Raw genomic sequence first — 22,793 nt, forward strand, 5'->3', positions numbered from 1 at the left:
AGCGAGCTGCGGTGATCCGTACCGGGAAAAGTCAGCGGGGCAGGCCGGAGGCGCGCCACGCGCCGGGGCCGGCGGCGACGGCCGCGCCGGCCGGTCGCGCGCTGCGCGCCCAGGCCGAGACGGCGGCCGGCGCGGGCGCGGCGGCCGGCCGGGACCGTACGGCGATCGCGCCCACCAGGGCGGCCAGTTCCTCGGCGGTCGGTACGCCGCGGACGACCCGGAACAGCGGCTCTTCGGCAGACATGCCGTCAGCGTACGCGTCCAGAAGTTGACCTACGCCGCACCGTGGCGTGCCGCCGGTGTGACAGTCGGGGGCTCCGGGTACCGTCTCTGCGATGTCGAACCCGCTTCCCCAACTCGTCGCTGACCGATACCGGCTGATATCGCCGCTCGGTCAGGGTGGCATGGGTCGGGTGTGGAAGGCGCGCGACGAGGTGCTGCACCGGGACGTGGCGATCAAGGAACTGGTCCCGCCGCCCAGCCTCACCGACGACGAGCGCCGCGAGATGCGCGAACGGTCGCTGCGGGAGGCACGGGCCATCGCCCGGCTCAACCACATCAACGTCGTCCGCATCTTCGACGTGCTGCGCACCGACGGCGACCCGTGGATCGTCATGGAGTACGTGCCGTCGAAGTCCTTGCAGGACACTCTCGCCGAGGACGGTCCGGTGCCGCCCGCCCGCGCGGTGGAGATCGGGCTCGGCGTCCTTGGCGCGCTGAAGGCGGCGCACAAGGCCGGCGTGATGCACCGTGACATCAAGCCGGGCAACGTGTTGCTCGGCAACGACGGCCGGGTGGTGCTGACCGATTTCGGTCTCGCCACCATCCCGGGTGACCCGAACGTCACCCGCACCGGCATGGTGCTCGGTTCGCCCGCGTACATCGCCCCGGAGCGGGCCCGCGACGGCACCGCCGGGCCGGAGGCCGACCTCTGGTCGCTGGGCGCCACCCTCTACGCGGCGGTGGAGGGCAAGTCGCCGTACGCCCGGCCGTCGGCGATCGCCACGCTGGCCGCGCTCGCCACCGAACCGCTGCCGCCGCCGAAGAACGCCGGGCCGCTCAAGCCGGTGCTCAACGGCCTGCTGCGGAAGGACCCGAACGACCGGATCACCGCGGAGGTCGCCGAGCGGCTGCTGCGCCGGGCCGGCGGCAAGCGGTCGCGGGCCATCCCGCTGCTCGACGGCGTACGCCGGCCCGGGCCGAACGGTCCGCGCGAACCGCGCCCGCCGCTGGTGCCCGCGCCGCGACCGGCGGAGGAGCACCGACCGGTCAGCCCGCCGTCGCCCCGGGCGCCGCAGGCACCCGCCTCGACGGCCGCCGCGGGGGACGCCACCGCGAAGGTGCCGGCCGGCTCGGACGCCGCGCCCACGGCGAAGGTGGAGCCGCCGCCGCCGTCCAGCGTGGACGTTGGCCCCACCACGAAGGTCGACCCGCCGGCGCCGGCCGCCGGCGGCACGAAGGCCGAGCCGCGCAAGCCGGTCAACCCCACCTCCGTCATGCCCGCCCCGGTGAGCCCGCCGTCCGGGCGCGCGCCGGCGCTGCCGTCCGACGGTACGAAGCCGGACAACACCCGGCGCAACGTGCTGATCGGGGTGGTGGCCGCGCTGCTCCTGCTCGGCCTCGTCGTGGTGGTCCCGCTGCTCGACAGCGGCGACGACGAGAACCCGCAGGCCGACCCGAGCGGTGCCGCGGCGACCTCGGCCCCGGCGTCGACCTCGGCGGCGGCCCCGCCCCCGCCGACCAGCGCCGCCCCCAGCCCGACCCCGTCGGCCTCGGCCTCCGGGCTGGTCCTGCCGCCCGGTTGGAAACTGCACAAGGACCCGGCCGGCTTCACCCTGCCGCTGCCAGCGGGCTGGGTGCGCCGGCAGGTGGACGGCACCACTGTCGTCTTCGACCAGTCCAACGGGGTGGGTGAGCTGCTGGTGCAGTGGACCAGCTCGCCGAAGTCGGACGCGTACGACGACTGGAAGCGGATCGAGCCGGACCGTAGGAAGTTCGTCAACAACTACGAGTACATCAGCATCGAGCGCTGCGACTTCTGGAAGACCTGCGCGGACTGGGAGTGGCGGGAGACCCGCGACAACACCCGGATCCGGGTCCGCAACCGCGGCTTCGTCACCGCCAGCAACCGCGGCTACGCCCTCCGCTGGGAGGTGGCCGACAAGGACTGGCAGGCCAACCTGCCCAACTTCGAGCTGATCGCGAAGGGCTTCGTGCCCGACCGCAAGGACTGATCCAGGCGGCCTCCATCGGTGCGGGATGTGACTCGCACGGCCTACCGTTCTCCGGGGTATCTCAACCGGCACGACGGATGGAGGTACGGCTGCGCCTGACCCCGGGCCGGGCGGCGTGGCGGCAGCCGGACCAGTTGTCCACCGTACGGTGACAGCCGATCCCGCTGCCGCCAACTGCCTCCCCAGGGGGATCAGGGGCGATCAGGTGTTGTTGGCCAGTGCGATCAGCCGGCTCCGGTCGCCGTTCCAGTAGTTGCGGTCGACGTTGCCGCTGATGCCGGAGACGCTGCCGGTGCTGGTGTACTGCCAGAAGCTCCAGAACGGCGCACCGGGCGGGAGGGTGCCGGGCGAGCTCGCCCACCGGGCGATCCACAGCGGGTGGTTGCCCCACGGACCGCTCCAACTGCCGGTGCAGGTGTTCCAGAAGCTGGTGGTGGTGTAGATGACCGCGTACCGGCCGGTGCGGGAGCGGTAGGTGTTCAGGAAGTCCTGCACCCAGTTGCGCATGCCGGTCGTGCTCAGGCCGTAGCAGTAGCCGCCGGAGTACGGGTTGGCCTCGAGGTCGAGCGCGGCGGGCAGGGTGCGGCTGTCGGCCGACCAGGCGCCGCCGTTGGAGGCCAGATAGTTCGCCTGCACGGCGCCGGAGGAGATGTTGGGCCGGGCGAAGTGATACGCGCCGCGGATGACGCCGGCGTTGTAGGCGGCCACGTAGTTGGTGTTGAACCGCGGGTCCTTGTAGCTGGTGCCCTCGGTGGCCTTGATGAACGCGAACTGGATGCCGGCGTTGCGGACGCTGGTCCAGTTGATGGCGCCCTGGTAGTGGGACACGTCGATGCCGGGGACGGTGGCGGCCTGTGCCGGGCCCGCGGTGGCCACGATCCCCGCCGCCGCGGTGGCGAGGACGGTGAGGCCGGCGGCGAGCAATCTGCGCAGGGATGATCTGGTACGGGTCATGGATGCCTCCAAGGACGCCGATGGGATTGACGACTATCTTTGGAGGTAAATGTCCTCGATCACAAGAGGGACTAAAGAAATCTACATCGATGTTCGACGTTCTCTCCGGTCGAGCCGACGGGTAGTGGTCGAAACGGCGGGGGGCGGTAGGCTCGCGCCCCATGGTGTCGATCGACGGGTTGACCGGGTTCTGGGACCGCCTCTTCGGGGCGCAGCCGGATCCGCCGCCGCTGCTGGTGCTGCTCACCGCCGCCGTCGCCCTGGTGGTGGTCTGCACCCGGTTGCCCTGGCGGATCGCCCGTAACGCGGTCACCATCGCGCACGAGGGCGGCCACGCGCTGGCCGCCCTGCTCACCGGCCGTAGGTTGCGCGGCATCCGGCTGCACTCGGACACCTCCGGGCTGACCCTCTCGGCCGGCCGGCCCACCGGCCCCGGGATGATCCTCACGCTGCTCGCCGGCTACCTCGCGCCGCCGCTGGTCGGGCTGGCCGGGGCGTGGCTGCTCGGCGGCAACCGGATCACCCTGCTGCTCTGGGTCGCCGTGGCGCTGCTGCTCGCCATGCTGGTCATGATCCGCAACGTGTTCGGCGTGCTGTCGCTGCTGGTCACCGGCGGGATCGTGCTCGCCGTCTCCTGGTACGCCACGCCGCAGGTGCAGGCCGCGTTCGCGTACACCGGGGTGTGGTTCCTGCTGCTCGGCGGCGTCCGGCCGGTGCTGGAGCTGCAACGGCTGCGTGGCCGGGGCCGGATGCCCGAATCCGACGCCGACCAACTGGCCGGGATCACCCCGCTGCCGGCGTTCTTCTGGGTGACCGTCTTCGCGCTGGTCAACCTCGGCACCCTGGCCGCCGGCGCGCTCCTGCTGGCCGGCCCGATCCTCACCGACGCCGGCCTCACCCTGTGACCGCGCACGAACCCTGGTGACCAGCCCGAAAGCACGAACGACGGTCAGGAGGCGGGATGACGGAGCTGATCGAGCGGAACCGGGCGGCGTACGACCGGATCGCGGCGGACTTCGACGCGCGGAACCCGGAGGTGCCGGCGACCTACCGGGCGATGGTCGACGACTTCCGCGCTCGGGTCGACGGGCCGGTGCTCGACCTGGGCTGCGGGCCGGGGCGGGACCTGGCGTTTTTGGCCGAGTTGGGGCTCGCCGGTGTCGGGCTGGACCTGTCGGCCGGAATGCTGGCCCGCGCCCGCGCCCGGGTGACGGCGCCGCTGGTGCAGGGCGACCTGCTCCGGCTGCCGTTCCGGTCGACCACCCTGGGCGGCGTCTGGTGTTCGGCGTCGCTGCTGCACCTGCCGAAGGCCGACGCGCCGGCCGCGCTGGGCGGCGTCCGCCGGGTGTTGCGGACCGGCGGCCCGTTGCTGCTCAGCCTCAAGGAGGGCGACGGCGAGCGCTGGGAACGCTGGCCCGGCGAGGCGGTGGACCGGTACTTCGCCCGCTACCGACTCCCCGAGGTCGAGGCGTTGCTCGGCGGCGCCGGCCTGGTCCCGGTGCGCCGGGAGCGGGACGTCTCCCCGGTCGGCGAGTCGTGGCTGGCCGTCCTGGCCGTCGCCGCCGGCTGAGCCGGGCCGGGTACCAGGCAGAATGGGGCCGTGCGGTATGTGATCATCGGGGCGGGCGCGGTCGGCGGCACCATCGGCGTACGGCTGGCGGAGGCCGGCCACGACGTCACCCTGGTGGCCCGCGGCGCGCATCTGGACGCGATCCGGCAGCGCGGCCTGACCCTGCGCCAACCGGAGCGCGAGCAGACCGTCCGGCTGCCCGCCGTGGACCGGCCCGGTGACGGCCCGCTGCCCGCGGACACCGTGCTGGTGCTGACCGTCAAGTCGCAGGACACCGCCGGCGCGCTGGCCGCCTGGGCGGACGCGCCGGTGGCCGGCGGCGGTACGGCGGGAGAGCGGCTGCCGCTGTTCACCGCGCAGAACGGGGTGGTCAACGAACCGGCCGCGCTGCGGCTCTTCGCCGAGGTGCACCCGGTCTGTGTCTGGCTGCCCGCCACCCACCTGGAGCCGGGCCTGGTGGTGGCCAACGGCCACCCGCACCCGGGGATGCTCCACCTGGGTCGCTACCCGACCGGGTCGGACGCCGTCGACCGGGCCGTCGCCGCCGACCTGACCGGTGCCGGTTTCGTCGCCCCGGTCCGCGACGACGTGATGCGCTGGAAGTACGGCAAGCTGCTGGCCAACCTCGGCAACGGCCTGCAGGCGCTGCTCGGCCGGAACATTCCGGACGGCCTCGCCGGCCGGGTCCGCGCCGAGGCCGAGGCGGTGCTCGCCGCCGCCGGCATCGCGTACACCAGCCGGGCCGAGGAGGAGGCCGAGCGGGGTGACAAGGTGCAGCACCGGTCGGTCGGTGGGGAGGAGCGGGCCGGCGGTTCCACCTGGCAGAGCCTCGCCCGCGCCGCCGGTTCGGCCGAGGCCGACCACCTCAACGGCGAGATCGTGCTGCTCGGCCGGCTGCACGGCGTACCGACGCCGGCCAACGCGGCCGTGCAGGTCGCGGTGCGCCGTGCGGTGCGGGAGCGGATCCCGGCCGGCGGGTTCCCGCACGCCGAGCTGGCGAAGATGATCGGCTGAGCCGGCAACCGGTGGCACCGCCTCGCGCGTGTCCCCTGCGACCGCCACGGGGGAGGTAACCAGGTGTCGGACGTCGACGAGTTCGACGAGTTCTACCGCGGCAGCCGGCAACGGCTGCTCGGCTTCGTCTACGTGCTCACCGGCGACTTCGCCGAGGCGCAGGACGCGGTCCAGGAGGCGTTCATCCGGGCCTGGCAGCGCTGGTCGACGGTGAGCCGGTACGACGAGCCGGAGGCGTGGGTGCGGGTGGTGGCGACCCGGATCGCGGTCAGCCGGTGGCGCAGCCTGCGCAGCCGGGCGCGGGCCTACCTGCGGCACGGCGCCGCCGAGAGCGTCCCCGGGCCGGACACCGACACCGTCGAGGTGGTGGCCGCGCTGCGCCGGCTGCCGGAGGAGCAGCGCACCGCCATCGCGCTCTACTACCTGCTCGGGATGCCGGTCGCCGAGGTGGCCCGGGAGACGGCCGCCCCGGTCGGCACGGTCAAGGCCCGACTCTCCCGGGGGCGGGCCGCGCTCGCCGGGCTGCTCGCCGTCGCTGACCTGGAGGAGGCCGCCGATGCGTGAGGACGTGACGGTCGTCAACCAGCTGAACCGCGCGCTGCGGGAGGTCCACTGGCCGGAGCCGGCCGAGATCCGGGCGCGGGCCCGCCGGCGCAGTCGCCGTACGGCGGCCGGCGCGGCGGCCGCCGTGCTCGTCCTGGCCGGCGGCTTCGGGTATGTGGCGGCGGACCGGTCGGCGCCGTCAGGGCCGCTGGTCGCCGCGACCCCCGGGCCGCCGGCGACCGTCGGGCTGGCCGAGATCCCGCAGGAAGCCCTGCTCGATCCCGAAGACGTGCCGCTGAAGACCGGCACGCGCCTCGGTGAGGCCGGCCTGCGGGAGCCGGTGCGGGTCGACCCGATGCTGGAGTCCTGCGGCCGCCAGCGGGGCGTGCCGTCGACCGCGCCCACCTCCCGCTACTCGCGGTCACAGACCCTGCTGCCGTCGGCGACCGGACCGGCGGGCCAACGCCCGGTGCTCACCCAGGACGTCTACCGGATCGAACCGGACCAGAGCCCGGCGGTCTTCGGCCTGGTCAAGCTGCTGCTGCACGCCTGCGCGGAATGGGAGTTCACCGGTTCCGCCGTGTTGAACGGCCGGGTGGTGCCGACCGTGAACCCGCACCGCTGGGATACGCCGGGCAGCGACTTCGCCGGCGACGAGTCCGTGATGGTGCGGCACGTCCCGCTGGCGCCGCGCAGCCGCACCGGCGGGAAGCCGGTAGCCGCGACCCCGCCGGTCGAGATCACCATGGTGGTGCGGGTCGGCGACCTGGTCACCGTGGTCGCCACCGGCCCGGACACCGTGGCGGACACCGTGGACGGTGCCCGACCCGGCGGCCTCAGCCACACCGACCTGGAGGCACTGGGCAGGACCGCGGCGCGCCGGATGTGCGTGGCCGCGAACCCCGGCTGCTGACCGGCCACGGTCCGCGCGACGTCCGGACAAACTCCCGGAAGCCGCGTGGCGGGACCGCGCTCAGAGCGGGATGTTGCCGTGCTTCTTGGGCGGCAGGGTCTCCCGCTTGGTGCGCAGCACGCGCAGAGCGCGGACGATCTGGGCGCGGGTCTCGTGCGGCGGGATCACCGAGTCGACGTAGCCCCGCTCGGCCGCGATGTACGGGTTGGCCAGAGTGTCCTCGTACTCGGCGATCTTCTCGGCGCGTACCGCGGCTGGGTCCTCGGCGGCGGCCAGCTCCTGCCGGTAGAGGATGTTCACCGCGCCCTGCGCGCCCATCACCGCGATCTGCGCGGTCGGCCAGGCGAAGTTCAGGTCCGCGCCGAGGTGCTTGGAACCCATCACGTCGTACGCCCCGCCGTACGCCTTGCGGGTGATCACGGTGACCTTCGGGACGGTGGCCTCGGCGTACGCGTAGATGAGCTTGGCGCCGCGGCGGATGATGCCGTCCCACTCCTGGCCGGTGCCGGGCAGGAAGCCGGGCACGTCCACGAAGGTCAGCACCGGGATGTTGAACGCGTCGCAGGTGCGCACGAACCGGGCGGCCTTCTCCGAGGCGGCGATGTCCAGCGTGCCGGCGAAGTGCATCGGCTGGTTGGCCACCACGCCGACCGGGCGTCCCTCGACCCGGCCGTAGCCGATCACGAGGTTCTGCGCGTAGAGCGGCTGGACCTCCAGGAACTCGCCGTCGTCGAGGACGTGCTCGATCACCCGGTGCATGTCGTACGGCTGGTTCGCGGAGTCCGGGATCAGCGTGTCCAGCTCGCGGTCCTCGTCCGTGATCTCCAGGTCGGCCGGCGCCTCGTAGACCACCGGCTCGTCCAGGTTGTTCGACGGCAGGTACGACAGCAGCGCCTTGACGTACTCGATCGCGTCGGACTCGTCGCTGGCGAGGTAGTGCGCGTTGCCGCTGCGGGTGTTGTGCGTCCGGGCGCCGCCCAGGTCCTCCATCGCCACGTCCTCGCCGGTGACCGTCTTGATGACGTCCGGGCCGGTGATGAACATGTGCGAGGTCTGGTCGACCATCACTGTGAAGTCGGTGACCGCCGGGGAGTAGACCGCGCCGCCCGCGCATGGGCCCATGATCAGGGAGATCTGCGGGATGACGCCGCTGGCCCGCACGTTGCGGAAGAAGATCTCGCCGTAGAGGCCGAGCGAGGCCACGCCCTCCTGGATCCGGGCGCCGCCGGAGTCATTAATACCAATGACCGGGCAGCCGATCTTCATGGCCAGGTCCATCACCTTGACGATCTTCTCGCCGAAGACCTCGCCGAGCGAGCCGCCGAAGACCGTGAAGTCCTGCGCGAAGACGCAGACCTGCCGGCCGTCGATGGTGCCGTAGCCGGTGATGACGCCGTCGCCGTACGGGCGGGTCCGCTCCAGCCCGAAGTTGGTGGACCGGTGCCGGGCAAGCTCGTCCAGCTCGACGAAGGAGCCCTCGTCGAGCAGCAGCTCGATCCGCTCCCGGGCGGTCTTCTTGCCCCGCGCGTGCTGCTTCTCCACGGCCCGCGCCGATCCGGCGTGCACCGCCTCGTCGACCCGGCGCTCCAGGTCCGCCAGCTTGCCCGCGGTGCTGTGGATGTTGATCCCGGTCTCGGTAGTCACCCAGGGAATATAACGATGGTTCAGGTCGTCGCCGCTGTGCAGTTCGCCTCAGCTTGGTCGGGGCGACCCGGCGAGCCGCAGCCGGGCGGGCCGTAGGCTGGCGGAATGCCGGGCTCGCCGTACACCGATCTGGACCGCCCGCCGCTGTCGGCGGCGCGGCTGCGGCGGGCGCTGGTCGCGCCGTACGGGCCGTGGAACCGGCTGGAGCTGCGGGCCGAAACCGGCTCGACCAACGCCGACGCGGCCGAGGCGGCGCTGGCCGGTGAGCCGGAGGGCCTGGTCGTGGTCGCCGAGCGGCAGACCGCCGGGCGCGGCCGCCGGGGCCGGCTCTGGCAGTCCCCGCCACGGGCCGGGATCGCGACCAGTGTGCTGCTCCGGCCCGGCGAGGCCGTCCCGGAGCGCCGCTGGCCGGCGGCGCCCTCCTCCGGGTACGGCTGGCTGCCGCTGCTGGCCGGCGTGGCCCTGGTCGAGGCGGTGGCCCGGCTGGCCGAGCTGGACGCCGGCCTGAAGTGGCCGAACGACCTGCTGGTCGGCGACGCGAAGTGCGCCGGGATCCTCGCCGAGGCGGTGCCGGCGCCCCGGCCCGGCGACCCGCCCGCGATCGTGCTCGGTGTCGGGCTGAACGTCACGCTGCGCGTCGACGAGCTGCCGGTGAACCCGACCGGCCTGCCCGCCACGTCGCTCCAGTTGGCGGGCGCGGCGGCGACCGACCGGGACCCGTTGCTGCGGGCCCTGCTGCGCGCGGTCGCCGACTGGTACGACCGCTGGCGCACGGCCGGCGGCGACGCGGTGGCCAGTGGGCTGCGCGACGCCTACCTGGCCGCCTGCGTCACGGTCGGCAAGGAGGTGAAGGTGCTACTACCGGACGGGACGGACGTCACCGGCCTCGCCACCGGCGTGGACCCGGACGGCCAACTCCTCGTCCGTACCGCCACCGGTGAGCGCCACCTGGCCGCCGGAGACGTCCTCCACCTCCGCTGAACGCACACTCCCCGGCGATCTTGCAGTTGACGCCCCCGGCGAAAGGGGTGAAAGCCGCGAACGAGGGGCGCTAAATGCAAGATCGCGCGAGCGGGCCGGTGCCGCCCGCGCGGCTGATGTCCGGGCGCGCCCTGACCGGTTACGGTCAGCGCGTCCGTTCCTGCGAGGAGGTTCCCGTGGCGTTCCCCGAAGACGTGCTCACCGAGGACGAGCACGTCGTGCTGCACCTGCACCCGCACTGGAAGGCCCTGATCCGGCCGGTGGCGGTGCTGGTGCTCGCCGTCGGCGCGGTGGTGGCCGGTCTGGTCCTGCTGCCGTCCGGCGGGGGTGGGTCGATCGCGCTCGCCGTGATCGGGGTGCTGGCCCTGGTGGCGGTGCTCTGGCTGGCGCTCTGGCCGTTCCTGGTCTGGCGCACCACGCACTACCTGTTCACCAACGAGCGGGTGCTGCTCCAGCAGGGGGTGCTCTCCCGGGACCGGCGGGACATCCCGCTCACCCGGGTCAACGACCACGCGATGAGCCAGCGTTTCGTCGAGCGCCTGCTCGGCTGCGGCACGCTGACCATCGAGTCGGCCGGCGAGCGTGGCCAGTCGGTGCTGCACGACGTGCCCCGGGTCGGCCAGGTGCAGACCAAGCTCTACGAGCTGGTCGAGGCGCACCACGACAAGCACTCGCTCGGCGACTCGGAGATGCGCGAGATCCTCGCCGACCTGAACGAGGGCAAGCCGCTGCGCGACCCCACCGCCTGATCCACCCGTCGCTCGCCCCTGGCCCTCGGCCGGTGGGCGGGCGGTCAGCGGCGCGGGGTGCGGCGGGAGGTGGCCTGGAGTTCGGCGGCGAGCTCGGCCTCGAGTTCGCGGTCCAGCGCGCCGACGCCGGCGTCGAGCGGAACCGGGCGGCCCTGCACCGGGGCGCCCGGGCCGTGCGCCGGTTCGGCGGCCGGGCTGCGTCTCGCGCCGGGTGGCGGCTGGACCTCCTCCAGCTCGGAGATCGACTCGGCCAGTTCGGCCACCGGGTCCATCTCGGCCATGGTGTCCCACTCGTCGCGCGGGATGCTGTGCCAGGTCTGCTCGGCCTCGGCGGGCGCCGGCTGGAAGACGAAGGTGCGGTACGACCAGAACCGGAACAGCGTGGCCAGCAGCACGCCGCCGGTCTTCGCCACGTTCAGGGCGAGCAGACTCGTCACGCCCAGGCCGTACTTGGCCAGCGCGAGCACGCCCAACTCGATGAGCAGGCCGGTCGCATTGAACAGGAAGAACAGGGCGTATTCGCGTCGCAGGGCCGATTTGGGGCGATCCCGGTACGTCCAGTGCCGGTTCATCAGATACGACGTGATCGTCGCCACCACGGTGGCGATGACCGTCGCCTTCAGTTGGCCGTCGACAAAAACGGTGAGTGCCAGTGCGTTGAACACCGCGTAATTGATGACGGTGTTGACGCCGCCGACAATGCCGAATTTGAGCGCCTCGTGGATGAACTTCTGCCAGCGCTCGGGCAGCAGACGGACAAGACGCATGCGGAACACCTTAGGCCAGTGGATGGGGCCGGCAGGGGGCCGGCCGGACGAGGTGGGCGGCAGGTCACGCCCCGGGTCGGTCGTGCGTCACTTCCGGAACGGTCGGAGTTCCCGCTTCCACGAAGACGAACCGTCGGTACGACCAGAATCGGAACAGCGTGCCGAGCCCGGTGCCGACGATGAAGCTGGCGATGTTGTCCGCCAGCGGGGTCTGGAACACCTCCGGCCAGATGCTGCCGAGCCCGTAACGGCTCACCGCGAGGCAAGCGACCGCGATGCCCAGGCCCACGCCGTTGAAGAAGAAGAACAGTGCGTACTCGCGGGCCGGGTTGGCGCCCCGGCGGTGCCGCCACGTCCAGAACCGGTTGCCCAGGAAGGCGACGGTGGCCGCGATGACGGTCGAGATGGTCTTCCCGATGACCGGCTCGACGTCCCGCACGCCCGTCAGGTAGTTGAACAGCGCGAAGTCGATGAGGAAGGCGATCCCGCCCACCGTCGCGAACTTGCTCAGCTCCCGGACGAGATGACCGAACCGGTCCAGCAGCGAGCGGACGAGACCCGGGCGCTTCCCCCGAGAGCTCGGCTCCTGCCGGGAGCTCGGCTCCCCGGTCATCGTCGCGGCCACGGAGCGAGCGTACCGGCTGTCGTCACCCGGTACGGGTAGCTACGGCGAGCCGCCGCGGCGGGTGCGATGTCGATGAACGGAGCGTAACCGTCCGGAGGGGAATCCGGAGCCGGTTCGCGGGTAACCATCCGGCGTGCAGCCGGTCGTACCGAGACGCCCGGCGGGTCTGGCGATCCGCCGTCGGTCGAGGGTGCGCGACAGGATTTGCGTGAAACTGCGCGCGAAAGCGGGTATTAGCTCGTGATGCCGCAGCGTGGCCGTACCTTGTGCAGTTCTTCACAACCAGTACCACTGACTGGCGAGGTCCACCGGTTTACGCTGAGCCCAATCCCAGGTTTCCACGAAGGCGACGCATCGCGCCGCCGAGACTCGTGCATCCCATAGACCGGTCAGCGTCGACCACAAGGAGATGTGTCATGGTTGCTCCGGCTACCGTTCGGGGTATCGATCAGGCCCCGACGTCCCACCCCAAACTTCTCGCCTGGGTCCGTGAGGTCGCCGAATTGACCACCCCTGACCGGGTGGTCTGGGTGGACGGGTCCGACGAGGAATGGCGTCGGCTCACCGACGAGCTGGTCGAGGCCGGCACTCTGATCCGGCTCAACCCCGAGAAGAAGCCCAACTCGTTCTACGCGCGCACCGACCCGACGGACGTCGCCCGGGTCGAGGAGCGCACCTTCATCTGTTCCGTCGACGAGGCGGACGCCGGCCCCACCAACAACTGGATGGCGCCGGCCGAGATGAAGCGGACGATGACGGAGCTCTACCGCGGGTCGATGCGCGGCCGCACGATGTACGTCATCCCGTTCTGCATGGGCCCGGTCGAGGCCGAGAACCCCATGTTCGGCGTCGAGATCACCGACAGCCCGTACGTGGTCGCCTCGATGCGCATCATGACCCGGATGGGGTCGAAAATCCTGGAGGCGATGGGCGACGACGCGGACTTCGTCCACGCGCTGCACTCCATCGGCGCCCCGCTCGCCCCCGGCCAGCAGGACGTGGCCTGGCCGTGCAATGAGACGAAGTACATCTCGCACTTCCCGGAGACCCGGGAGATCTGGTCGTACGGCTCCGGCTACGGCGGCAACTCGCTGCTCGGCAAGAAGTGCTACTCGCTGCGGATCGCCAGCGTGATGGGCCGTGACGAGGGCTGGCTCGCCGAGCACATGCTGATCCTGAAGATCACCTCGCCGGAGGGCCGGGTCTACCACATCGCCGGCGCCTTCCCGTCGGCCTGCGGCAAGACCAACCTCGCCATGTTGGAGCCGACCGTCCCGGGCTGGAAGGTCGAGACCATCGGTGACGACATCGCCTGGATGCGGTTCGGCCCGGACGGCCGCCTCTACGCGATCAACCCCGAGTACGGCCTCTTCGGCGTCGCGCCCGGCACCGACTGGAAGACCAACGCCAACGCGATGCGCACGCTCGACCGCGGCAACTCCATCTTCACCAACGTGGCCCTGACCGACGACGGGGACATCTGGTGGGAGGGCATGGGTGAGCCGCCGGCGCACCTGATCGACTGGAAGGGCAACGACTGGACGCCGGAGAGTGACAGCCTCTCCTCGCACGCGAACAGCCGGTTCTGCACCCCGATCACGCAGTGCCCGATCCTCGCCGAGGACTACTACGACCCGAACGGCGTGCCGATCGACGCGATTCTCTTCGGCGGTCGTCGCCGGGACACCGTCCCGCTGGTGACCGAGGCGCGCGACTGGGTGCACGGCGTCTACATGGGCGCCACGCTCTCCTCGGAGACCACCGCCGCCGCCTCCGGCGCGGTCGGTGTGGTCCGTCGCGACCCGATGGCGATGCTGCCGTTCATCGGCTACCACGGCGGCGACTACTTCCGGCACTGGATCGAGATGGGCAAGGGCGCCGACGGCGACGAGTCCAAGCTGCCGAAGATCTACTACGTCAACTGGTTCCGCAAGGACCCGGAGGGCAACTTCCTCTGGCCCGGCTTCGGCGAGAACTCCCGGGTGCTCAAGTGGATCATCGAGCGGATCGAGGGTCGCGCCGAGGCGGTGGAGACCCCGATCGGCATGGTCCCGGCGCCGGACGCGCTGGACGTCGAGGGCCTGGACATGACCCCGGAGGACGTCCGGATCGCGCTCAAGGTCGACCCGGAGGAGTGGCGCAACGAGCTCCCGCTGGTCACCGAGTGGTTCGAGAAGTTCGGCGACAAGCTGCCCGGCGTGCTCTGGGCGGAGCTGGACGCGCTGCGCGCCCGGCTGGACGCGGAGCAGCCGCGCAAGTAGGTGTGACGGTTGCCCGTACCGGGCACCATCGGATCCCATGAGGACGGCCGCCGAGACCGAGGTCCGGCGGCCGTCCGCCGTCCGGGCGTTGACCGGCGGCGGGCCGCTGGTCGCCGCGGCCGGCCTGACCCTGTACGCCCTCCGGCGCGCCACCCGCGCCGAGGGCGCAGCCCTGGCCTGACCCTCCTGGGACGCCGTGCCCCGGCCCCTGCCCCTGCCGCCGGCTTCGGTCGGACCGGGCACCCCCGGAACTCGCCGTGCCGGACTGACCGTGGCCGGACTGACCGTGGCCGGACTGACCGTGATGCCCGGCCGTGCCGTCGACGCCGCTCTCCGGGCATCACCGATGCCTTCAGTGCCCTTTCGAGCTGCCCCATCTGTAGGACCACTGGCTGACGAACGGCCGGGGGGCGGCGGGGCCCAGATCTGGGTCACCGGATGCAGGACCGCCGGGCGCGGACCACCGGCGCCGGGCTGGCCCCGCCGCCGGTCCTCGCGCTCGCACCCCGAGCAGCGGTTTCCGGGCCAGGTCGCGACGCTGCCCCTACAGATGGGGCAGCTCGACAGCGCCTGCGGGGTGTAGTGGGGGTAGTGGATGCCCGGCTCCGGGGTGGGCCGCTCGACATGCGGTGTGGGCTGTGCGTGCCCCGATGCGTGGGGCAGCTCGACAGGGTGGGGCGCGGGGTCGGCGTGCCGATCGGAGGAAGGCGGAGATCGGCCCGGTGCGGTATCGGCGATCGTGACGGTGCGCGAGGCAGGATGGCCCGTGGGAGCCGGCCGGCGCGGGCGACGCCGGGCGACGTGATCGCAGCGCAACGGGCCTGGGCGTCGAGGAGCTGCGGGCCGGAGGGAGGCGACGCGGTGAGCGACGAGTTCGACGTGGTGGTGGTCGGGGCCGGTCCGGCCGGGTCGGCCGCCGCGCTCGCGGCCCGCCGCCGCGGTGCCGGTGTGCTGCTGCTGGACCGGGCCGACTTCCCTCGGGACAAGGCGTGCGGCGACGGCGTCGCCGCGCACGCGCTGGACGTGCTCGCCGACCTCGGGGTACCCGACGCGGTCGCCGGCTACCCGCCACTGCCGGCGCTGCGGCTGATCAGCCCCGGCGGCGGCGCGGTGGCCCGGGCGCTGCCCCGGCCGGCGTACACGGTCCCCCGGTCGGTCTTCGACGCCCGGCTGGTGGCCGCGGCGGTGGCGGCCGGCGCGCGGCTGCGCCAGCACACGGTGCGCCGCGTCGAGATCCGCGCCGACCGGGTGGTGCTCGACGGCGAGATCGCCGCACGCGCGGTGGTCGGCGCCGACGGCGCCGGGTCGGTGGTCCGGCGGGCGCTGGGCCACCCGGCGAACCCCGACCGGCACCTGGCCCTGGCCATCCGGGGGTACGCGCCGGCCCTGCCCGGCCCGCCCGAACAGCTCATCGTCACCTCGGCGCCGCGCTGGCCGGCGTACGCCTGGTCGTTCCCGATCGGCGACGGCCGGGCGAACGTCGGGTACGGGGAGGTGCTGCGCGGCGAGCCGCTGACCCGGGCGCACCTGCTCGACCGGCTCGGCGCGCTGCTGCCCGGGACGGACCCGGCCACGGTCGGCGAGCTGCGCGCCCACCACCTGCCGCTGTCCACGCACCGCCCGCCGCCCGGCCGGGGCCGGGTGGTGCTCGCCGGCGACGCGCTCTCGCTGATCAACCCGTTCACCGGCGAGGGGATCTTCTACGCCCTGCTCTCCGGGGCGCTGGCCGGCGCCGCAGCGGCCGATGTGCCCGAGCGGGCCGCCCGCCGGTACGCCGCCGCGCTCCGCCGCCGCCTCGGCACCCACCTGCGGCACAGCTCGGTCGCGGCCTGGCTGGCCCGGCGACGCCGGGTGGTCGACGCGGCGGTCCGCGCGGCCCGCCGCGACGACCGGACCTACCGCGCCATCGTGGAGCTGGGGTTGGGCGACGGCCGGCTGGACGCGCGGACGCTGGGCATGATCGGCATCGGTCTCTCGGCGTGGGAACGGGCTCCGGGGCCGTGACCGGCCCGGCAGGTCGCTACGCTGCAAGGTGATGACGCTGCGGAACCTTATCTACTCGGTGTACGAGCGCCGGCTGACGGCGAAGCTCGCGGGCAAGCCGGTGCCCCGGCACGTCGGCGTGATGTGCGACGGCAACCGCCGGTGGGCCAAGGAGATGGGCTACGTCGACCCGAACGACGGGCACCGGGTCGGCGCCGCCAAGATCAAGCACGTGCTGGGCTGGTGCGACCAGGCCGGCATCGCGCACGTCACGCTCTATCTGCTCGCCACCGACAACCTGCGCCGGCCGGCCAGCGAGCTGGACCCGCTGCTGGAGATCATCGAGCGCCTGGTGGTCGAGTTGGCCGAGGAGGGCAACCCCTGGCGGCTGCGCATGGTCGGCGCGCTCGACGTCCTCCCGGCGCAGACCGCCGCCTCGCTCAAGGCGGCCGAGGAGCGCACCCGGCAGCGCAGCGGCGGGGCCGAGGTCAACATCGCGGTGGGCTACGGCGGCCGGCGCGAGATCACCGACGCGGTGCGCTCGCTGCTGCTGGAGCACGCCGCGGCCGGCGGCACCATCGAGGAGCTGGCCGAGGTGCTGGACGTCGAGCACATCGCCGAGCACCTCTACACCCGCGGCCAGCCCGACCCCGACCTGGTCATCCGCACCAGCGGTGAGCAGCGCCTCTCCGACTTCATGCTCTGGCAGTCGGCGCACTCCGAGTTCTACTTCTGCGAACTCAACTGGCCCGACTTCCGGCACATCGACTTCCTGCGTGCCCTGCGCTCGTACGCCAACCGCCAACGCCGCTACGGCGCCTGACGCCCGAGCCCCACCCCGGGGCGTGCTCAGCGGAGGTGGTGGGCGGCCTGGGTGAGGAAGTCGCCCAGGGCGGCGGGGGAGTCGATGGTGAGGTCGGCGGCGGAGGCGACCTCGTCCCCGGTCTCCGGGTTGGCGACGGCGACGCAGACGCCGTAGAAGGTCGGATCGGCGGCGGCCCGGGCGCGCAGCGCGGCGAACGCCTTGATGTCGGAGACGTCGTCGCCGAAGTACCAGGCCGCCCCGGCGTCGCGGACCACCTCGCCGATCACCAGACCCTTGTCCCGGTCGACCGGGGGCTTGAGCTCCAGCACCATCCGGCCGGCCTGCATCCGCAGCCCGAGCCGCTCGGCCTGGGCTCGGCCCCACTCCTCGACGGCGGCGGCGAGCTGGGGCGCGGTGCGGTAGTGCAGCGCCACGGAGAGCCGCTTGTACTCGACCAGGGCGCCGGGCGGCAGCTCGGCCCGGGCCAGGTCGGTCAGTTCCGCCATGGTCGGCACCCAGGGCAGCGCGGCCGGCTCGGTCACCGTCTCGCCGCCGGAGTGGCTGTGCTCCAGCCCGTAGAGGCCGTACAGGTCCACGCCGCTGAGCCCGCCGAAGTGGTCACGGAGAAACTCGACCGGCCGGGCGGAGACGATCGCGATCCGCCGGACCGCCGGCGCGAGCTCCGCGATCGCCTCGAGCACCTTCGGCGCCGGCCGCACCGCGGTCGGGTCGTCGCCCACCGGGGCGAGGGTGCCGTCGAAGTCGAAGAAGAGCACGGTCTCGGCCGCCCGGGGCGCGGTCGTCCGCCACGCCTGGTCGACGTCCAACGGGGTCCTCGGCTGCTGGTTGCCCAGATTCAACGGCGGCACGCGCGACAGCGTACCCCGGCTCCGAGGGGTCATTCCTCGGCCGGAAAGGCGGCCTGGCGCGGGAGGGTCAGCCTTCGGCGGCTCCCCGTCCCCGGCGCCCGAACGGCACCACGGCCGCGTCCTGGCCGTGGCTGAGCAGGTAGCCCTCCACGAAGCCGGTGTTTCGGTCGCCGGTGTGGGCCTCGATCTCGTTGAGTCGCGCCACCAGGAACTCGGTGAGCGCGCTGACCCGGTCGTTCAGCCGGTCGTGCAACTCGGCGACGACGGCCAGGACGACCGCGGTGCCGGCGGTGGTGAGCGCGAAGAGATTGACGAGCACGGGAAGCTGCCCGCCGTCGACCGCGAGGGTCACCGCGTTCCCGGTCGCGCACAGTGTCAGCGACACGGTGGCCACTACGACTGCCAACCATTTCAGGGTCATGGACAGACCCCTCCTTCTGTCCCGCAGGGCTGGGTTCGGCCTTGTCCCGTCCCCCCGCCGACGACGAGCCCAAGCAGTACGAATAGGGACGCTAGCGCGCCTGTTCCGGCCCCGGAGCGAAACGAATGAGTCTGACCTGCTGTTCTTTCGCCATCTGAGGAACTACCCGGCTTGTTTACCTCGCTTTCGGACGTCGACCGGCAGGGTCGGGCGGTATGCGAGGTAACGGATGGTCTCTCGAATGTGGAACTTCTCCGCGTCGGAGACGTTGGGGTCGACCAGCCGGCGTAGCAACGCCTCGACGTCCGGGTCCATCGGTGGCGGGGTCGGGACGCTGCGCGGGCGGGCGGCCCGATCCCAGCCGAGTGCGGCGAACGCGGTGGCCGGGTCGAGCCCGAGGCCCTCGCAGAAGGCGACCACGCGTTCCGCTTCCGGGTCGCTGGCCCAGTCGCCGCGTACCCAGCGGTTGATGGTCTGTCGGGAGACTCCGGTGCGTCGGGAGACCTCGGTGCCGCTCCAGGCCCGGGTGGCGCGCGCCTCGTCGAGCGCGCGGCGGACGAAGGTGGCGAAGGCGATCTTCCGTGCGTTGGCCGTCTCGGTCACCTCGTGACGGTACGGCCAGTTCGTCGCCAGCGGGCGTCCCGGCACGCTCCTGTCACGCGGACGTGACGGGATCCTCGGATTCCCGGTTAACGATTCACTGCGCTTTTCGAGGGGTGTCACCCGGGCAGAATAGATGACCGTAGGTGCGGGGGTAAACGCACGAAAAGCTGATACTGTCACGCTCATGAGACAACCTACGGTGTGTCACGTGCTTGAGACGATCAGTGCTCACATGCGTCACGCCCCCGGCGCGAGGGGGGTGTGGTGACCGAGCTCGCTACCCGTGCCCAGGCATTCGCCCTGATCGCCGACGGGGTGGCCGCGGGCCTCAGCGCGCCGTGGCGGCTCTACCTCGCCCGGGGCTGCCGGTTCCTCTCCCTCAGCGTCGGTGACCGGGCCGAGTGGAACGCCTGGCGCACCCATCTCGGCTGCCCGGAACTCAGCGTCCGGGTCTACGACGCCGGCGGCGAGATCCGCCGTTCGTCGGTGGCCGAGGTGGTCCTCGACGGCTGCCGGATCAGCGTCGAGCTGGTCGAGGAGGTCAGCACGGACGACCTGGACCGGCTCCTGGTCGCCGATCCCACCACCGTCGAGCCGGAGGAGCGATGACCCGGTACGCGCGGCCGACCGGAGCCGCCCGATGAGCCCCTTCCTCGCGGTCTTCCTCGTCCTCCTGCTCGGCTCGACGAGCTACGCGGCCGGGCGGCTGCACGGTCAGCTCAGCTACCGGATCGGCTACCGGTTCGGCTACCGGCAGGGTTACTTCGACGGCGACCGCGGCGCCTGGAACCGCCGTCGCCGGGACGCCCAGGCAGCCATCGCCTCCGCGCTGTCCACCCCGCCGCCGACCACCCGGGTCAGCGCCACGGTGGTCCGTCCCGGCACCACGTACACCGGATCGTCGTTCTCGGCGCCGGCCGCCCCGGTCACCGGGCGGCACCCGACCGGCACCCTTGTCCGACGGACCGGCTGAGCCCGGTCGACGGGGCACCCGAGAGCCCCGCCGGCCGGACCCAGGGCACGGTGCGTCGTCCGCGGCGGACACGCACCGTCGGGGCCATGTCAGACCGGTGACGGTGGTCCCGCCGGCCGGGATGCGCGCAGGGGGCATGCATCCCGGCCGGTTCCGCCGTGGCCGGGCCGCAACCGCCCCGCGCCCGCGGTCACACGTCGTTGACGGGAGCGTTACCAGAGATCCACGATCGCCCCTCTAGCCGGGACGGTCGCACGCGGCTAGCGTCTAGGCATGGCACGGGGTTGTCCCGGGCCAGCCGGCAGCCCGGACCTGCGACCTCGCACACGGGGCCCGCATCCGACCCCGTGTCCCCGGGCACCGGAGGAGGCGGAACGCGGGTGGCCGGGTGCCCATCCGCCGGAGCAGGCCTGTGACGACTCGCCGTACGACCGCCGGTGCCGACCAGACCCCGGCCGCGACTGCCACGACCCGCCGCGCCACCCGGAGCCGCCGTACGGCGGCCGCCGCGCCGGCCGACGCCAAGGAGCCCCGACCAGCAGGCCAGGCCTTCGTCCTGGACACCTCGGTGCTGCTCTCCGACCCCGCGGCCTTCCACCGGTTCGCCGAGCACGAGGTGGTGCTGCCGCTGGTGGTCATCTCCGAGCTGGAGGGCAAGCGGCACCACCCGGAGCTGGGCTGGTTCGCCCGGCAGTCCCTGCGCATGCTGGACGAGTTGCGGGTGCGGCACGGCCGGCTGGACCGGCCGGTGCCCGCCAACGACGCCGGCGGCACGCTGCGGGTGGAGTTGAACCACACCGACGACGGGGTGCTGCCGCCCGGCTTCCGCAACGAGAGCAACGACGCGCGGATCCTCTCCGTGGCGTTGCACCTGGCCGCCGAGGGGCGCGAGGTCACCCTGGTCAGCAAGGACATGCCGCTGCGGGTCAAGGCCGCGTCGGTCGGCCTGCGCGCCGACGAGTACCGGCACGGCCAGGCCAGCGATCCCACCTGGACCGGGATGTCCGAACTGGAGCTCGCCGAGGAGGACATCGGCCGCCTCTACGCCGGTGAGGCGCTCGACCTGGACGCCGCCGCCGGGCTGCCCTGCCACACCGGTCTGGTGCTGCAGTCCGCCCGGGGCTCCGCGCTCGGTCGGGTGCTGCCCGACAAGACGGTCCGGCTGGTCCGCGGCGACCGGGAGGCGTTCGGCGTGCACGGCCGCTCGGCCGAGCAGCGGATCGCCCTCGACCTGCTGCTGGACGAGTCGATCGGGATCGTGTCGCTGGGCGGCCGGGCCGGTACCGGCAAGTCGGCGCTCGCGCTGTGTGCCGGGCTGGAGGCGGTGATGGAGCGCCGCCGGCACCGGAAGGTGGTCGTCTTCCGCCCGCTGTACGCGGTCGGCGGGCAGGAGTTGGGCTACCTGCCCGGCTCGGAGTCGGAGAAGATGTCGCCCTGGGCGCAGGCGGTCTTCGACACCCTCGGCTCGGTGGTGCACGAGAACGTGCTGGAGGAGGTCACCTCGCGCGGCCTGCTGGAGGTGCTGCCGCTGACCCACATCCGGGGCCGCAGCCTGCACGACGCCTTCGTGATCGTGGACGAGGCGCAGTCGCTGGAACGCGGGGTGCTGCTGACCGTGCTGTCCCGGATCGGTCAGGGCTCCCGGGTGGTGCTCACCCACGACGTCGCCCAGCGGGACAACCTCCGGGTCGGCCGGCACGACGGGGTGACCGCCGTCATCGAGGCGCTGAAGGGGCATCCGCTCTTCGCCCACGTCACGCTCAGCCGTTCGGAGCGGTCTCCGATCGCCGCGATGGTGACGGATCTACTGGAAGACATCCCGACCTGACGGGCGTTCCACACCTGTTTGTACGCATTTTCGGTGTGGTGCAAGTCACAATTGGGGCTCTTGGTTTCCCATCAGCCTCACTGTGCGCGATGGTGTCCCACGAGCGCCCAGGTACCGGGAAGATCGTTGGTGATCGTTCGTCACACGGCGGACGGCCCCGGCGGTGCGGCCCGGCGAGCCGGTCGTCACCGGCCCAGGGCCGCCGGCGCTCACGGCGTGGACCGCCCGACCAGGGCGAAATCCCGTGCCGTGTCCTTGCCCCCGACGAAGGGACCACTTCGTGAGTCGGCTGTGGAGCCGGTTCGGCGCCCGCACGGCCGCTGTCGCGCTGCTCTCCGTGGGCGTTGCCGGCGGTTTCTACCTGGGCGAAGACCGGGAGACCCAGCAGCAGGGCCTGACCGCGCAGGCCGGAGTCGCGGTCGAGCAGGCCGAGTTCGACTACCAGCGCGAGCGGCAGGCTGCCCACCAGATGGAGTCCGCCAAGCAGCGGGCCGCCGAGTACCAGGCCAAGCTGCGTGCCGAAGCGGCCGCCAAGGAGGCCGCCAAGCGGGCCCGCGAGGCCGAGGCCGCCGCGGCGTCGCGGAAGAAGGAGCGGGAAGAGGCGGAGCGCAAGGCGGCGGAGAGCAAGCCGTACGACGGGCCGATCCCGGCGTCCTGCGCGGAGTTCAGCGGCAACCGGGAGATCGGGTGCGCGCTGATGCTCGAGGCGGGCTTCGAGATCGACCAGTTCCCCTGCCTGAACAAGCTCTGGGACAAGGAGAGCGGCTGGAACCACAAGGCCCGCAACCCCTCCTCCGGGGCGTACGGCATCCCGCAGGCGCTGCCGGGCAGCAAGATGGGTTCGATCGCCGACGACTGGCAGACCAACCCGGCCACCCAGATCAAGTGGGGCCTCGGCTACATCGAGGGCCGCTACGGCACTCCGTGCAAGGCCTGGGCACACTCCCAGGACGTGGGCTGGTACTGATCGAGCGCGTTCGGCGGGGCGGGTGGGTTGCCACCCGCCCCGCCGCCGTCGTGGGTCGCCGATCCGGGCCGCGAGTGGCGGCGGCCGGC

Annotated in this window: 24 protein-coding genes and 1 pseudogene; 16 read left to right on the forward strand and 9 right to left on the reverse strand. The window is 72.6% G+C overall.

The genetic code is table 11. From position 1 onward, the window contains the following. Positions 1-31: 31 nt before the first annotated feature. Complete coding sequence (locus tag FHX32_RS13820; protein ID WP_109901030.1) at positions 32-244, reverse strand: acyl-CoA carboxylase subunit epsilon; 213 nt, start codon at positions 242-244, stop codon at positions 32-34. 91 nt (positions 245-335) lie between these two features. Between FHX32_RS13820 and FHX32_RS13825 the strand changes: the two genes are divergently transcribed. After that, positions 336-2,234 carry a serine/threonine protein kinase gene (locus tag FHX32_RS13825; protein WP_167181621.1) on the forward strand — a complete coding sequence of 633 codons (1,899 nt, stop codon included), beginning with the start codon at positions 336-338 and terminating at the stop codon, positions 2,232-2,234. Between the two features lie 201 nt (positions 2,235-2,435). On the opposite strand, the gene FHX32_RS13830 is transcribed toward FHX32_RS13825, so the two are convergent. Continuing rightward, entirely contained in the window at positions 2,436-3,188 is a 753-nt protein-coding gene (locus FHX32_RS13830) for a GH25 family lysozyme (RefSeq protein WP_167181623.1), read from the reverse strand. Between the two features lie 161 nt (positions 3,189-3,349). On the opposite strand from FHX32_RS13830, the gene FHX32_RS13835 reads away from it, so the two are divergent. The 5 genes from FHX32_RS13835 (at position 3,350) to FHX32_RS13855 (ending at position 7,228) form a co-directional block, all read left to right on the forward strand. Beyond that, on the forward strand, positions 3,350-4,093 hold the full coding sequence (locus FHX32_RS13835) for a M50 family metallopeptidase (protein WP_167181625.1): 744 nt from the start codon (positions 3,350-3,352) through the stop codon (positions 4,091-4,093). A 56-nt stretch (positions 4,094-4,149) separates the two neighbouring features. Next, on the forward strand, positions 4,150-4,758 hold the full coding sequence (locus tag FHX32_RS13840) for a class I SAM-dependent methyltransferase (protein ID WP_167181627.1): 609 nt from the start codon (positions 4,150-4,152) through the stop codon (positions 4,756-4,758). Positions 4,759-4,788: 30 nt separating this feature from the next. Then, positions 4,789-5,772: a ketopantoate reductase family protein gene (locus FHX32_RS13845; RefSeq protein ID WP_167181629.1), complete on the forward strand. Its 984-nt coding sequence runs from the start codon at positions 4,789-4,791 to the stop codon at positions 5,770-5,772. Between the two features lie 63 nt (positions 5,773-5,835). Continuing rightward, positions 5,836-6,336 (forward strand): SigE family RNA polymerase sigma factor, encoded by a 501-nt coding sequence (locus FHX32_RS13850; RefSeq protein WP_167181631.1) that lies wholly within the window; start codon positions 5,836-5,838, stop codon positions 6,334-6,336. Next, positions 6,329-7,228 carry a hypothetical protein gene (locus tag FHX32_RS13855; protein WP_167181633.1) on the forward strand — a complete coding sequence of 300 codons (900 nt, stop codon included), beginning with the start codon at positions 6,329-6,331 and terminating at the stop codon, positions 7,226-7,228. The genes FHX32_RS13850 and FHX32_RS13855 overlap by 8 nt, the downstream gene beginning before the upstream one ends. A 60-nt stretch (positions 7,229-7,288) precedes the next feature. Here the strand turns inward: FHX32_RS13855 and FHX32_RS13860 are convergent, their stop codons facing one another. Beyond that, on the reverse strand, positions 7,289-8,872 hold the full coding sequence (locus FHX32_RS13860; protein ID WP_167181635.1) for an acyl-CoA carboxylase subunit beta: 1,584 nt from the start codon (positions 8,870-8,872) through the stop codon (positions 7,289-7,291). A gap of 105 nt (positions 8,873-8,977) precedes the next feature. On the opposite strand from FHX32_RS13860, the gene FHX32_RS13865 reads away from it, so the two are divergent. Both FHX32_RS13865 and FHX32_RS13870 read left to right on the forward strand, forming a co-directional pair. Further along, positions 8,978-9,853 carry a biotin--[acetyl-CoA-carboxylase] ligase gene (locus tag FHX32_RS13865; protein WP_167181637.1) on the forward strand — a complete coding sequence of 292 codons (876 nt, stop codon included), beginning with the start codon at positions 8,978-8,980 and terminating at the stop codon, positions 9,851-9,853. A gap of 176 nt (positions 9,854-10,029) precedes the next feature. Further along, positions 10,030-10,602 (forward strand): PH domain-containing protein, encoded by a 573-nt coding sequence (locus FHX32_RS13870; RefSeq protein ID WP_167181639.1) that lies wholly within the window; start codon positions 10,030-10,032, stop codon positions 10,600-10,602. 44 nt (positions 10,603-10,646) lie between these two features. Here the strand turns inward: FHX32_RS13870 and FHX32_RS13875 are convergent, their stop codons facing one another. The 3 genes and pseudogenes from FHX32_RS13875 to FHX32_RS35100 all read right to left on the reverse strand — a co-directional run. Further along, on the reverse strand, positions 10,647-11,369 hold the full coding sequence (locus FHX32_RS13875) for a GtrA family protein (protein ID WP_167181641.1): 723 nt from the start codon (positions 11,367-11,369) through the stop codon (positions 10,647-10,649). 64 nt (positions 11,370-11,433) lie between these two features. Next, complete coding sequence (locus FHX32_RS13880) at positions 11,434-11,982, reverse strand: GtrA family protein (RefSeq protein WP_088997949.1); 549 nt, start codon at positions 11,980-11,982, stop codon at positions 11,434-11,436. A gap of 204 nt (positions 11,983-12,186) precedes the next feature. Continuing rightward, positions 12,187-12,274: pseudogene (locus FHX32_RS35100) on the reverse strand (GtrA family protein); the annotation flags it as partial. A gap of 136 nt (positions 12,275-12,410) precedes the next feature. On the opposite strand from FHX32_RS35100, the gene FHX32_RS13885 reads away from it, so the two are divergent. From FHX32_RS13885 to FHX32_RS13900, 4 genes are all read left to right on the forward strand, one after another. Next, entirely contained in the window at positions 12,411-14,255 is a 1,845-nt protein-coding gene (locus tag FHX32_RS13885) for a phosphoenolpyruvate carboxykinase (GTP) (RefSeq protein ID WP_167181643.1), read from the forward strand. Between the two features lie 37 nt (positions 14,256-14,292). After that, a complete protein-coding gene (locus tag FHX32_RS13890) occupies positions 14,293-14,436 on the forward strand; it encodes a hypothetical protein (protein WP_167181645.1) in 144 nt (47 codons plus the stop codon). 578 nt (positions 14,437-15,014) lie between these two features. Further along, positions 15,015-16,259 (forward strand): geranylgeranyl reductase family protein, encoded by a 1,245-nt coding sequence (locus tag FHX32_RS13895; RefSeq protein WP_167181647.1) that lies wholly within the window; start codon positions 15,015-15,017, stop codon positions 16,257-16,259. A 31-nt stretch (positions 16,260-16,290) separates the two neighbouring features. Beyond that, the gene (locus FHX32_RS13900) at positions 16,291-17,061 is read left to right on the forward strand and encodes an isoprenyl transferase (RefSeq protein WP_167181649.1); all 771 of its coding nucleotides are present in this window, start codon (positions 16,291-16,293) and stop codon (positions 17,059-17,061) included. A gap of 26 nt (positions 17,062-17,087) precedes the next feature. Here FHX32_RS13900 and otsB read toward each other — a convergent pair whose 3' ends face one another. The 3 genes from otsB to FHX32_RS13915 form a co-directional block, all read right to left on the reverse strand. Further along, the gene (otsB, locus tag FHX32_RS13905) at positions 17,088-17,912 is read right to left on the reverse strand and encodes a trehalose-phosphatase (RefSeq protein WP_167181651.1); all 825 of its coding nucleotides are present in this window, start codon (positions 17,910-17,912) and stop codon (positions 17,088-17,090) included. 67 nt (positions 17,913-17,979) lie between these two features. Continuing rightward, positions 17,980-18,333, reverse strand: a complete 354-nt coding sequence (locus FHX32_RS13910; RefSeq protein WP_088996013.1) for a hypothetical protein — start codon at positions 18,331-18,333, stop codon at positions 17,980-17,982. Positions 18,334-18,495: 162 nt separating this feature from the next. After that, a complete protein-coding gene (locus FHX32_RS13915) occupies positions 18,496-18,936 on the reverse strand; it encodes an XRE family transcriptional regulator (protein WP_167181652.1) in 441 nt (146 codons plus the stop codon). A 264-nt stretch (positions 18,937-19,200) separates the two neighbouring features. Between FHX32_RS13915 and FHX32_RS13920 the strand changes: the two genes are divergently transcribed. From FHX32_RS13920 to FHX32_RS13935, 4 genes are all read left to right on the forward strand, one after another. Next, positions 19,201-19,545 carry a hypothetical protein gene (locus tag FHX32_RS13920; RefSeq protein ID WP_167181653.1) on the forward strand — a complete coding sequence of 115 codons (345 nt, stop codon included), beginning with the start codon at positions 19,201-19,203 and terminating at the stop codon, positions 19,543-19,545. Positions 19,546-19,576: 31 nt separating this feature from the next. Beyond that, complete coding sequence (locus FHX32_RS13925) at positions 19,577-19,909, forward strand: hypothetical protein (RefSeq protein WP_088996011.1); 333 nt, start codon at positions 19,577-19,579, stop codon at positions 19,907-19,909. 412 nt (positions 19,910-20,321) lie between these two features. Further along, positions 20,322-21,737, forward strand: coding sequence for an RNA 5'-3' helicase PhoH2 (gene phoH2, locus FHX32_RS13930; RefSeq protein WP_167181654.1), 1,416 nt, complete (start codon positions 20,322-20,324; stop codon positions 21,735-21,737). Between the two features lie 280 nt (positions 21,738-22,017). After that, entirely contained in the window at positions 22,018-22,704 is a 687-nt protein-coding gene (locus tag FHX32_RS13935) for an aggregation-promoting factor C-terminal-like domain-containing protein (protein WP_167181655.1), read from the forward strand. Positions 22,705-22,793 lie beyond the last annotated feature (89 nt).

The organism is Micromonospora sp. CNZ280 (assembly GCF_011759515.1).